The sequence below is a fragment of the Stenotrophomonas pavanii genome (assembly GCF_900101175.1).
Classification (GTDB): domain Bacteria; phylum Pseudomonadota; class Gammaproteobacteria; order Xanthomonadales; family Xanthomonadaceae; genus Stenotrophomonas; species Stenotrophomonas pavanii.
In genome coordinates, this window is the sequence record NZ_FNFQ01000001.1 from 544,420 (window position 1) to 556,754 (window position 12,335).

8 protein-coding genes are annotated in these 12,335 nt (G+C 68.6%); 5 read left to right on the top strand and 3 right to left on the bottom strand.

What is annotated here, in order from left to right; genetic code table 11:
• Positions 1–133: 133 nt before the first annotated feature.
• Together BLS66_RS02575 and BLS66_RS02580 are read right to left on the bottom strand one after the other, a co-directional pair.
• Entirely contained in the window at positions 134–3,661 is a 3,528-nt protein-coding gene (locus tag BLS66_RS02575) for a hybrid sensor histidine kinase/response regulator (RefSeq protein WP_057493478.1), read from the bottom strand.
• Positions 3,662–3,757: 96 nt separating this feature from the next.
• Positions 3,758–7,300, bottom strand: a complete 3,543-nt coding sequence (locus BLS66_RS02580) for a sensor histidine kinase (protein WP_074725007.1) — start codon at positions 7,298–7,300, stop codon at positions 3,758–3,760.
• Between the two features lie 164 nt (positions 7,301–7,464).
• Between BLS66_RS02580 and BLS66_RS02585 the strand changes: the two genes are divergently transcribed.
• The 3 genes from BLS66_RS02585 to BLS66_RS02595 are packed head-to-tail and all read left to right on the top strand — an operon-like array spanning position 7,465 to position 9,254.
• Entirely contained in the window at positions 7,465–8,109 is a 645-nt protein-coding gene (locus BLS66_RS02585) for a YceI family protein (RefSeq protein WP_053506781.1), read from the top strand.
• The gene (locus BLS66_RS02590; protein WP_074725008.1) at positions 8,106–8,678 is read left to right on the top strand and encodes a cytochrome b; all 573 of its coding nucleotides are present in this window, start codon (positions 8,106–8,108) and stop codon (positions 8,676–8,678) included. Before BLS66_RS02585 ends, BLS66_RS02590 begins: the two co-directional genes overlap by 4 nt.
• A gap of 3 nt (positions 8,679–8,681) precedes the next feature.
• Complete coding sequence (locus BLS66_RS02595; RefSeq protein WP_021202032.1) at positions 8,682–9,254, top strand: YceI family protein; 573 nt, start codon at positions 8,682–8,684, stop codon at positions 9,252–9,254.
• Between the two features lie 141 nt (positions 9,255–9,395).
• Here the strand turns inward: BLS66_RS02595 and BLS66_RS02600 are convergent, their stop codons facing one another.
• The gene (locus BLS66_RS02600) at positions 9,396–9,626 is read right to left on the bottom strand and encodes a glutaredoxin family protein (protein ID WP_049465668.1); all 231 of its coding nucleotides are present in this window, start codon (positions 9,624–9,626) and stop codon (positions 9,396–9,398) included.
• Between the two features lie 100 nt (positions 9,627–9,726).
• Here BLS66_RS02600 and BLS66_RS02605 point away from each other — a divergent pair, with 100 nt between their 5' ends.
• Together BLS66_RS02605 and BLS66_RS02610 are read left to right on the top strand one after the other, a co-directional pair.
• The gene (locus BLS66_RS02605) at positions 9,727–11,109 is read left to right on the top strand and encodes an L-serine ammonia-lyase (RefSeq protein ID WP_074725009.1); all 1,383 of its coding nucleotides are present in this window, start codon (positions 9,727–9,729) and stop codon (positions 11,107–11,109) included.
• A gap of 211 nt (positions 11,110–11,320) precedes the next feature.
• Positions 11,321–12,316 carry an alpha/beta fold hydrolase gene (locus tag BLS66_RS02610; RefSeq protein WP_074725010.1) on the top strand — a complete coding sequence of 332 codons (996 nt, stop codon included), beginning with the start codon at positions 11,321–11,323 and terminating at the stop codon, positions 12,314–12,316.
• Positions 12,317–12,335: the final 19 nt, after the last annotated feature.

Sequence of the window (12,335 nt, forward strand, 5' to 3'; positions counted from 1 at the left end):
GCGTCTCCCGCAACCGGATCCACCCCGCCATCCCACAGGAAGCCAGCTTTTGCTTCTGCTGTTGCTGTTGCTGTTGCTGTTGCTGTTCCTCCGGCTTGCAGCAGGTGCAGAGCCGCAGGCCCTGCCGAACTCCCTACCTGCCCATCACCCTGGCAATCGCGTCCACCAGCAGCTCGCCGGTCACCGGCTTGCGCAGGAAGCCACCGATGCCGACCGCTTCCACCTGCTGCTGCAGGTCCGGGTCGGTCCGTGCGGTCACCGCCAGCAACGGCAGCATGTAGCCCTGGTTGCGCAGGTGCTGGGCCAGCTCGAAACCGCTCAGGCCCGGCAGGTCCAGGTCCAGCAGGCCGACGTCGAAATCGCCCGCACTGATCTCGCGCAGCGCCGCCAGCGCATGGCCGGCGTGCACCACCTCGTGGCCACGCGCACTCAGCAGTCCGCGCACCACATCGGCCACGGTGGCATCGTCTTCGACCAGCAGCACCCGCAGTGGCGGCACGTTGGCCGCCTCGTCACGATGCCCATCGGCGGCGCCCTCGGCATCACTGTCCACCACCAGCGGCAATGGCAGGGTCACGCCGAAACAGGTGCCCCGGCCCAGCTGGCTCTCCACCTGGATGCGCCCCTGCATCGCGTGCGCCAGCTCGCGGCAGATGGCCAGGCCGAGGCCGCTGCCGCCGTACTGCGCGGCAGTACGTGCACCGTCGGCCTGCTCGAAGCGGCGGAACAGGCGCTGCTGCTGTTCCTGGCTGATGCCGGGGCCGGTGTCACGCACTTCGAAGTGCAGTGCGCGCAGTTCGCCATCGCAGCGCGCGTGCAGGGTGATGGTGCCACGGCTGGTGAACTTCACCGCGTTCGACAGCAGGTTGAGCAGGATCTGCCGCACGCGCATGGCATCGCCGGTGGCCTGCAGCCCCGGCGGCAGCTGGTTGTCGAGGGTGAAGCGCAGGCCCTTCTGCGCGGCCAGCGGGCCCATCAGGGCCGCCAGGTCGTGCAGCAGGCCGTTCAACGCAAAGGTCTTCGACTGCAGCTCCAGGCGACCGGACTCGATCCGCGCCAGGTCCAGCGCATCGTTGACCAGGTGCAGCAGGTGCTCGCCGGCATGCCGGATCGACTGTGTGTAGCCGCGCTGTTGCGGGTCCAGTGGCGACGCCAGCAGCAGCTCGCTCATGCCCAGCACACCGGTCATCGGCGTACGGATCTCATGGCCCAGGTTGGCCAGGAAACGGGTCTTGGCCGCTGAAGCCTGCTCGGCGAGTTCCTGCTTGTGCAGCGCCAGCTGGTAGGCATGGCGCCGCTGCAGGCGGCGCCGGTACAACCAGGCGAACCAGCTGGTCAGCAGCAGCCCGACCGACGCCAGCACCAGCAGGCCGGACAGGCTGCGCCACCACGGCGGCTGCACGCGGAATTCCAGGCTCTGCACCCGCGACCACACGTGGTCGGCCGACCGGGCCTGCACTTCCAGCCGGTAGCTGCCCGGCGCCAGGCGCGAGAACAGGCGCTCACCGGCCGGGCCGACTTCGACCCAATCGGGGTCGTAGCCGGCCAGGCGGTAGCGGTAGGTATTGGACGCCGAGTCGGCGAAGGACAGCAGCCGCGCGACGATGCGCAGGTCGCGGTCGCCGTCGGCGATCTGCAACGGCGCATCGTGGGTCATGTCCAGCACCTGCTCGTTGCGGCGCACCTCCACCCGCTCGATCACCAGCGGGGCCCGACGCACCGAGGGCCGCACCTGCTCCGGGTCGAACACCACCGCACCTGCCGCCGTTCCGGCCACCAGATGGCCGTCGCCCGCCGCGATCAAGGTGTGGTCGCGGAATTCCTGGCTCGGCAGGCCGTCGTGCACGCCATACAGGCGCACGCTCTGCCCATCCGCACTGACACGCACCAGGCCGCGTGCGCTGGTCGCCCACGCCACGCCCTGGGCATCCACCACCAGGCCGGTCGCGGAGATTGCCGGATAGCCCTGCTCGGCCCCCACCACCGCCTGTCGTTCCAGGCGCCCCTGGCTCCAGCGGTAACGCGACAACCGGCCATCCTCGGACAGCCAGACCTGGCCATCCCGGCCCACGTGCAGCGCGTGGATGGCGGTCGCCGGCGCACCCGGCACCGGCTGGAAGCGTTCGCTTTCCGGCAGCCACTGCAACAGGCCGCGACTGCTGGCCAGCCAGATGTGGTCCTGCGGTCCGCATTCCACGTCGAGGTTGAGCTGGCCCTGCTGCAGCCCGCGCTGGCCATTGTCCAGCTGGCGCCGCAGGTGTCCGTCAAGGTCGCGCTGCTGCAGGCCGGCGGGCAGCATCAGCCAGAGGCTGTCGCCGTCACAGGTCATCATCGATTCGATGACCCCTTCCATCGCCGCATCAGCACCGGCATCACGACCCCAGCGACGCAGCTCGCGCCGCTGCGGGTCATAGCGCACCAATGCGTCGTTCGATCCAATCCACACCTGCCCGCGCCGGTCCTCCCTCACCGACGTCAGCCAGTGCATGCCGTTGACCCAGGTGCGGTGCTGCTCGATCCGGCCCGTCTTCGGATCGAAGCGATCCAGCGCACCGTGGCTGCCCACCGTCCAGACGCCGCCGTTGCTGGACGGGCTGGTGCCCAGCACCAGCGCATTGCGCAGCGAGGTGGGGTCGTCCTCCAGGCGCGACAGCACCGAGAACTGCCACCAGCGCGGCAACAGGTGCCACAGGCCGGCGTTGGTGCTGGCCAACCAGATGCCGCCTTCCCGATCCTCATAGGCACCGGTCCAGTTCGGCCGTACCGGGCCGCGTGCGATGACGCTGTACAGCGGCACGGTCTGGTACTGGCCATCCACCGCACGTCCCAACCCGGTGCGCGTGTCCAGCCAGTGCCCGCCCTGCTCGTCGCGCAGCATCATGCCCAGCACCTGCTCGCCCGGTGGCAGCTTCCACGGCGGTGCCTCGAAGCGGCCGTCCGGGCGGCGCACGGTGGCCCCGGCCATCGTGCTGATCCACAGGCTGCCGTCCGGCTCGGTGGTCAGGCCGTTGATCAGCAGGCTGGGAATGATGTCCGTGCCGACGCGCTCGAAGTCGGTCCCGGTCCAGCGCGCCACGCCATGCTTGGTGCCGATCCACAGGCTGCCATCAGGCAGCGTGGCCAGATAGGGCACCGACGACGACGGCAGGCTGCGCGGATTGTTCGGCTCGGGCAGGAAGCGCTGCAGGCGGTCCTGGCTGTCCAGGCGGTACAGGCCGCCCTCGTGGGTACCGAACCAGATCGAGCCGTCGGGCGTGCTGGCCAGGCTCCAGACCGTGTTGGTGCCCATCAGCGGCTGGCTGCTGCGGTCGTAGAAGTGCAGCTGCCTGCGGTCGGCCGACATGCGTACCAGGCCTGCGTTCTCGGTGCCTATCCACAACTGGTTGCGGGCATCGACCAGCACCGTCCAGATGCGGTTGTCACGCAGCCCGTCCTCGGAACGCCACACCCGGTAGGTACGCCCGTCGTAGCGGGCCAGGCCATCGTTGGTGGCGATCCACAGGTAGCCGTAGCGATCCTCGGCCATGCGGTTGACGGTATTGGACGGCAGGCCGTCGAACACCGTCACCTGCCGTGGGCTGGGCGGCACCGGCTGTGCCGCAACGGGCAACGCGCAGCACAGCAGGACCAGCAGCAGCATCGCCGCCCGCAGATACACCACCGATTGCCTCCTCACGCTGGTCCTGATGATTCCCGCGCCGCGGGCGTCGGCATGGTAAACCGAAAGTCGCACCGTTCACGCCCGGCGCCGGCGCGGTCACGCAGTCGCCTGTCGCTTCGCACGCGCCTGGGCGATGGCCGCCACCAGCAGGTCGCCGGTCACCGGCTTGCGCAGGAAGCCATCGAAGCCAGCCGCCAGCACCTGGGTTTCGGCATAGGCATCGGAACGGGCGGTCACCGCCACAAGGGGCAGGTCATAGCCCATCGTGCGCAGCTGGCGGGCGATGGCCGTACCATCCAGCGCGGGCAGATCGAGATCGAGCAGGCCCACGTCGAAGCCGTCGGTAGCGATCTCCGACAACGCGCCCAGGCCGTGCAGCACGTGCACCACCGTGTGCCCGCGCACGCGCAACAGGCCGGCGATGACCTCGGCCACCGTGGCATCGTCCTCCACCAGCAGGATGCGCAACGGTGGCAGTACCGGCAGCACTGCCGCCTCGCCCGCCGGGCTGACAGCCTGCCGCGTCCAGGGCAATGGCAGGCGAACGCGGAAACGCGCGCCCCTGCCGGACTGGCTGACCACATCGATACGCCCGCCCATCGCCACCGCCAGCTCCTGGCAGATCGCCAGCCCCAACCCGCTGCCCCCGTAGCGCGAGGCAGTGCGCGGGCCGTCAGCCTGCTCGAAGCGATGGAACAGGCGCTGCTGCTGCTCGGCATTGATGCCCGGGCCGCTGTCATGCACTTCAAAGCACAGCCCGCCCTTTTCTTCCAGGCGGACGGCCAGGCCGACGTGGCCACGTTCGGTGAACTTGATGGCGTTGCCGAGCAGGTTCAGCAGGATCTGGCGCACCCGCATCTCGTCGCCACTGACCGTGATCGGCCCGGGCGGGTCCTCGCCGCGCCGGAATTCCAGCTGGCGCTGCTGCGCCATCGGCTGCATCAGGCCCTGCACCTGGTCGAGCAGCTCCCCGAGGTCGAACGGGCGCAGGTCCAGTTCCAGCCGCCCGGCTTCGATGCGGGCCAGGTCCAGCGCATCATTGACCAGCCGCAGCAGGTGGCTGCCGGCCTGCTGGATCGAGCCGGCATAGCTGCGCTGTACCGGGTCCAGCGGGGTGGCCAGCAGCAGTTCGCTCATGCCCAGCACGCCGGTCATCGGCGTGCGCACTTCGTGGCCCAGCGTGGCCAGGAAACGGCTCTTGGCCTGCGAGGCCTGTTCGGCCAGCTGTTGCTTGTGCACCGTCAACTGCCACTGCTGGCGACGCCGCAGCCGCGCCCGGATCGACCAGACCAGGATCACCAGCAGCAACGACCCCAGCAGGATGTAGCCGAAGATCGCCATGCCGCTTCGCCACCACGGCGGCAGCACCTTCACCTGCAACTGCTGCGAAGGCGTCCACGCGCCCCGGGCAGTCGCGGCCTGTACCTCGATGAGGTAGCTGCCGGTCGGCAGCCGCGACAGGGTGCGCTGGCCATCACCGCCCTGCTCCACCCAGTCCTGGTCGTAGCCCTGCACGCGGAACCGGTAGCGGTTGCCCTGCGGGCTGGCGTAGGACAGCAGCCGCGCATCGATCTGCAGGTCGCGGTCATCCGGCCCCAGCAGCAGGGTGCCGGTGAGCGGCAACGGCTGCCAGCCGCGGGCGTCGTCGCGGCGCACCCGCACTTCGGCGATCACCAGCGATGACGCCGGCAGCACGGTGTCGTCGGCGTTCACATCGAAGGCAACCAAACCGGTCTGGGTCACCGCCAGCACGCGACCATCGGCGTTCACCGCCGGTGGCCGGCCCGTGAACTCCGCGTCGGACAGGCCGTCGCGCTCGTTGAACTGCTGCAGGCGCCGCGTCTTCGGATCCCAGCGCAGCAGGCCGCGCGGCGTGGTCGCCCACAACTGGCCGTTGGCGGCCAGGGCCAGCCCCCCCATGGTCAGCGGTGGCACGCCGGCGCCGCCGTCGATGCGCTGGATCAGGCGCAGGCTCATGCCGTCCCACTGGTAGCGCTCGAAAGCGCCTTGGCGCGCCAGCCACAACTGCTGCGGATCGATCCACACCAGGTCGTAGATCGGCCCCCGCGATACGCCCGGCACCGCCTCGAAGCGTCCGGCCTGCTCACGCCAGATGCCCATGTCACCCATCACCCACGGCCGGCCGTGGGCGTCGAAGCGGATCTGCTCGATCGGCGCATCGGCGGTACCGCGGAAATACTCCAGCGGATAGCGGTGCAGCAGCCGGCCCTCTGCACTTCGCTGCTGCAGTTCCAGGCCCATCACCGACACCCACACCGTACCGTCAGGGGCCTCGCGCATCAGATCGATGCGCTGGCGCAGGTCGGCACTGCCGTCGATCCGCAGGTCACGCAATGCACCGGAGGCCGGATCGTAGAGGGTGATGCGGCCGCCGCGCCCGAGCCACAGGCGACCGTCCGGGCGCGGCAGCACCGACCACACCACGCCGTTGCCCAGCTGCCGATCGGTGGCCAGCAGGCGCAGCGTGCCCTGCGCATCCAGCTGGTAAACCCCGCGCGCCGAGCCGACGTAGTAATTCTTCCCGTCGCTGGCCGCACTCAACAGGTACTGGCTGTCCAACGGCTTGCCGTCGAGCTGGTTCCAGATCGAGAAGCGCCGCCAGTCCGGTGGCAGATAGGCCAGGCCCTGGGTCAGCAGGGCCACCCACAACCCACCCTCGTGATCCTGCAGCAGATCCAGCACACCGCTGTGCGCGGTCAGGAAGCCACTGCCGCGGTCGCCCTCCAGCCGGCGCAGCGCGGCCGCGTCGCCCCGCAACAGGCCATCGGAGGTGCCGGCCCAGTAGCCCCCCTGGCGATCGGCCAGCACCAGCGCCGAGCGCAGCTGGGCACTGTCGGCCCATCGCGGGCGACTGACCCGATCCTGCGCATCGATACGGTACAGCCCGTCGTTCTGGCTGCCGACCCAGATCGAACCGTCCGCATCACGGCTCAACCGCAGCACGCTCAGCGTTCCCAGCTGGGACGCGGCCACCGGCTCGAATCCGCTGCCATTCCATCGCGCCACACCGGCTTCGGTGCCCACCCACAGGCGCCCCTGCGCATCGACCAGGCTGGTGAAAATGCTGTTGCTGGGCAGCCCATCCGGGTGCGCTGGATCATGGGTGTAGAGGCGCACGCTACCGTCTTCGCCCAGGCGGCAGACGCCGTGGTTGTTGGTGCCGATCCACAATGCATCGTCGACATAGGCCAGTGCCCAGAACTGCCCCTGGCAGGTGGCATTGACCTTGTCGAAGGTCCGGAAGTGCTCGCGGTCGGCATCCAGGCGGGCCACGCCCTTGCCGTTGATGCCCACCCAGACGCGGTCCAGCGGATCGATCAGCAGGGTCTCGATTTCGTTTCCCGGCAGCGCGCCCGGCTGTTCCGGGTCGTGCTCCCAGACCCGCAGGCTGTTGCCGTCGTAGCGGGCGAGCCCGCCATCGGTGGCGGCCCAGATATGGCCCTGCCGGTCCTCGGCCAACGCCACCACCATGCGCGACGGCAAGCCTTCGGCGGCACCGAAGCGGCGCAGGCGCGGTGTTTCTGCGATATCCAGGGTCGCAGCCGCCGTGGCCAACGCCATCAGCAGCAGTCCCATACCCGCGATGCCACGGCACCACCGGCGCCAGCCGCTCGTCATCCTGAACCCCCTGTCCTGGCCCGATTGTCACACAGGGCCGGGTTCATGGCTGCAACAGCCTGTTTCCAGCGATGGCGCCACCACGAACTGTTGCAGCCATGTACGCAACGTTGTCGGGGGGCTGTGCGTATGATCGCAGCGTCCCCTTCCGGAGCCCGCCATCGATGCGTCCCTGCCTGGCCCTGCTGCCGATGCTGCTCGCCACCGCTCCTGCCTGGGCGGCCGCTGATACCTACCGCCTCGATCCGGTGCATACGCGGGTGCTGTTCTCGATCGACCATGCCGGCTACTCGCAGGCCATGGGCACGGTGTCCGGCAGCGAGGGTCGAGTGCTGTTCGATCCCGACAACTGGCGCGATGCGACCGTGGAAGTGGACATTCCGGTGTCGCGACTGGACCTTGGTGACGCCAAGTGGAACCAGGCCACGCTGGCGCGCAGCCTGCTCGACGGCGAGCGCCATCCCACGGCACGCTTCGTCTCCCATCGGGTGGAACCGATCGACGCCCGACACGCGCGCGTGATCGGCACGCTGACCCTGCGCGGGGTCAGCCAGGAGGTCACTCTGGAAGTGACCTTCAACGCGCTCAAGCGCTATCCGCTCCCGCCGTTCCGGCGCACCGCCGGGTTTTCCGCCAGCACCACGCTGAGCCGGCGCGCGTTCGGCATCACCGCCTGGCCGGGCGTCATCGGTGATGCGGTGCAGGTGCGGATCGAGGCCGAAGCCACCCTCGACCGCAACGACGCCCCGGGAACTCCGGCTCCTGTTTCCCACTCCGACCACACGACGGCCCCCAAGGACCCTTCATGACCGCCAAGAACACCCCCGCCGCGTGGGGAAGTGTCAGCCAGATCCTGCATTGGTTGATCGCACTGCTGATCCTCGCCCTCGGCGTGGTCGGCCTGACCATGGGCGAACTGCCCAAGACGCCCAAGTACTTCTGGGTGTACACCGCGCACAAGTCGATCGGCATCACGGTCCTGGCCCTGGTGCTGTTCCGTCTCGGCTGGCGCCTGTATGCCGGTGCGCCGAAGCCGGTGCCGGGCGTGCCCAGCTGGCAGGAGCGCATCGCCAGCGCCACCCACGTGCTGCTGTACGTGCTGATGTTCGCCATTCCGCTGTCGGGCTGGTTGTACGATTCGGCCAGTGGCCTGCGCCCGTTCCGCTGGTTCGGCCTGGTTGACGTGCCCAAGCTGAGCGCGCCGGATCCGCAGGTCGTCGCGGTGTCCCATGCCCTGCACGAATATGGCTTCTGGCTGCTGATCGCGGTGGTGCTGGCACATTCCGGCGCTGCCTTCTACCACCACCTGTTCCAGCGCGATGCAACACTGTCCCGCATGTTGCCACGCGGTTGGCTCGCCTCCCCTCAGAAGGACTGACCGATGAACCTGAAACTGACCACCCCGGCCGCTGTGGCCGCCGCCCTGGCCGGCATGCTGGCCACTGCCCCGGCGCTCGCCGCCGACTATGCGCAGGCCCCGGGTGCCGGCTCGATCCTGGTGTTTGCCACCAAGTACGACGGTGAAGTGTTCACCGGCAGCTTCCCCGGCTTCGCCACCAAGCTCAGCTTCGACCCGGCCAATCCGGCCGCCGGTTCGCTGGACGTGGTGATTCCGCTGGCCGGGGCCAAGAGCGGCAACAGTGACCGTGATTCGACCCTGCAGGGCGCCGACTTCTTCAATGTCGGCAAGTTCGCCACGGCGCGCTACACCGCCAAGGGTTTCCGCGCGGTGGGCAACGACCAGTTCGCCGCCGATGGCACGCTGGAACTGCGCGGCGTCAGCAAGCCGGTCACGCTGACCTTCACCTGGAAGCCAGGCACCCAGCCGGTGCTGACCGGCAAGGCCACGGTCAAGCGACTGGACTTCGGCGTCGGCGGCGGTGACTGGGCCGACACCAAGACCATCCCGGATGAAACCGCGATCAGCACGATCGTGAAGTTCGACGCGAAGTAAATCGCGTCTGGACCGGGCATTGCTACGCATCGGGTAGTGCCGGCCGCTGGCCGGCATCAACGGGCATCGCAACGCATGGGGTAGTGCCGGCCGCTGGCCGGCGTCACCGGGAACAGAGGGGTTGCCGGCCAGCGGCCGGCACTACCGGTCGGCGGCCAACCACGCCTGCACCGCGGCCGCGTCGAACGGCCAGTCCAGCTCGCGGTCGCCGCGCTCGTCACGCAGTACCGGCACCCGCGCGCCGTAGCGGGCCTCCAGCGCCGGCTGGTCATCCAGGAACACCGATTCGAACTCCGGCGCCCGCGCCCTGGCCAGCTCGGCCAGGGCCATATCGCACAGGTGGCAATCGTCACGCTGGATAAGGATCAACACCGGCCGGGCTCCCGTGGCGGAAATGCTGCGCCGCAGCCATGGAACTGCGGCGTGAACCGCTAGAATAGCGGTCTCTTCCGGTACCCGCAGTACGGCAACCATGGCTGTCAGCACGTTCGACGTTTTCAAGATCGGCATTGGCCCGAGTTCCTCGCACACCGTCGGGCCGATGAAGGCCGCCGAGCGATTCATCCATCGCTGGCTGCTCGACCCGGGCTGCCTGCACGAGGTCGCGCGCATCCGCGCCGATGTCTACGGCTCGCTGGCGCTGACCGGCCGCGGCCACGGCACCGACAAGGCGATCCTGCTCGGCCTGGAAGGCCAGCGACCGAACCTGATCGACCCGGACATCATTCCGGCCACGCTGGAGCGCATCCGCAGCAGCAAGCGCATCCAGCTGATGGGCCAGCACGAGATCGCCTTCGACGAGAAGCGCGACCTCGGCATGAACAAGCGCCAGAAGCTGCCCTACCACACCAATGGCATGCGCTTCACCGCGTACAACGCCGAGGACGAAGTGATCGCCACTCGCGATTACTACTCCGTCGGGGGGGGCTTCGTGGTCAACCAGGACGATGCGGCCGATGACCGCATCGTGCCCGATGAGACCCCGCTGCCCTACCCGTTCAAGAGTGGCGACGAACTGCTGGCGCAGACCGCGCGCAGCGGCCTGAGCATCGCCCAGCTGATGTTCGAGAACGAGAAGTGCTGGCGCAGCGAAGACGAGATCCGCGCAAACCTGCGCGAGATCTGGAGCGCGATGCAGTCCTGCGTGGCGCGCGGCATCCGCGAGGAAGGCGTGCTGCCCGGTGGCCTGAAGGTCGGCCGTCGTGCACCGGCGCTGTACCGCGAGCTGTCGTCGAAGCCGGAAGCGGCGATGCGCGACCCGCTGACCACGCTGGACTGGGTCAACCTGTATGCGCTGGCGGTGAATGAAGAGAACGCGGCCGGCGGCCGAGTAGTGACCGCGCCGACCAATGGCGCCGCCGGCGTGCTGCCGGCGGTGCTGCATTACTTCGATCGTTTCTGCCCCGGCGCCAATGAGCAGCGCGTGTTCGACTTCCTGCTGACCTCGGCGGCGATCGGCATCCTGTACAAGGAAAACGCTTCGATCTCCGGGGCCGAAGTGGGCTGCCAGGGCGAAGTGGGCGTGGCCTGCTCGATGGCCGCCGGCGGCCTGGTCGCGGCCCTGGGTGGCAACCCGAGCCAGATCGAGAACGCCGCGGAGATCGGCATGGAACACAATCTCGGTCTGACCTGCGATCCGATCGGTGGCCTGGTGCAGATCCCCTGCATCGAGCGCAACGCGATGGGTGCGGTGAAGGCGATCAACGCCTCGCGCATGGCGATGCGCGGCGACGGCAAGCACAAGGTATCGCTGGACAAGGTCATCAAGACCATGCGCGATACGGGCCGCGACATGCAGGACAAATACAAGGAAACCAGCCGCGGTGGCCTGGCGGTGAACGTCATCGAGTGTTGAGGGCGGCCGGCTCCGGCGCGATGGCGACGGGCCACGGGCCACGGATAGAGTCGACTGTTAGTCGACTATCGCGCGCAGCGCGGGATTTTCACGGCCTGAGGGAAGAGCAGTCGACTAACAGTCGACGCTACCCCGCCCACCCTGGCCCGCACGGGCGACATCGTCACCGCGTTGCGGTTAGGCTCGGGGTTCCCCCGCCCCGGATTGCCCCATGCGCGTGATCGCCGCCGCCCTGCTTGCCTGCCTTCCGCTGCCTGCCCTGGCCGCGCCCACCTACGGGCCGCGGCTGGAGGGCTTCGACTATGGCTATCCGGTAAAGACCTTCGCGCTGGAATCGCAGCGCCAGCCACTGGAGATGGCCTACCTCGACATCGCGCCGAAGAAGGCACCGATCGGCGTGGTGGTGCTGCTGCACGGCAAGAATTTCTGCGCGGCCACCTGGAAGGAATCGATCAAGCCGCTGGTCGCCGCCGGCTACCGGGTGATCGCCCCGGACCAGGTGGGCTTCTGCAAATCCAGCAAGCCCGAGCGCTACCAGTATTCGTTCGCGCAACTGGCCGCCAACACCCATGCCCTGCTGCAGCAGTTGCAGCTGGGCGAGGTACCGGTGCATCTGGTGGGCCACTCGATGGGCGGCATGCTGGCGGTACGCTACGCGCTGATGTTCCCGCAGGACCTGCGCAGCCTGTCGCTGGTCAACCCGATCGGGCTGGAGGACTGGAAGGCGCTGGGCGTTCCGTGGCGCAGCGTGGACGCGTGGTACGCCGGCGAAATGAACATCAGCTATGACAGCATCCGCCGCTACCAGCTGGAGGTGTACTACGACGGCAAGTGGAAGCCGGCCTACGAACCGTGGGCGCGGATGCAGTCGGGCATGTACGAAGGGCCGGGCAAGCAGGCTGTTGCATGGAGCCAGGCGCTGGCCTCGGACATGGTGTTCAACCAACCGGTGGTTTACGAGCTGAAGCACCTGCAGGTGCCGACCACGCTGTTCATCGGCCAGAAGGATCGCACCGCGATCGGGCGCGACCTGGCGCCGCCGGCGGTGAAGGCGACGCTGGGCAACTATCCGGCGCTCGGCAAGGCGGCGGCCGCGGCAATTCCCGGGGCGGCCCTGGTCGAGTTCGCCGAACTGGGCCATTCGCCGCAGGTGCAGGACCCCAAGCAATTCAACACCGCGTTGCTGAAGTCCTTGAAGTCACGCTGACCGGTTGTGCTCCTGTAGA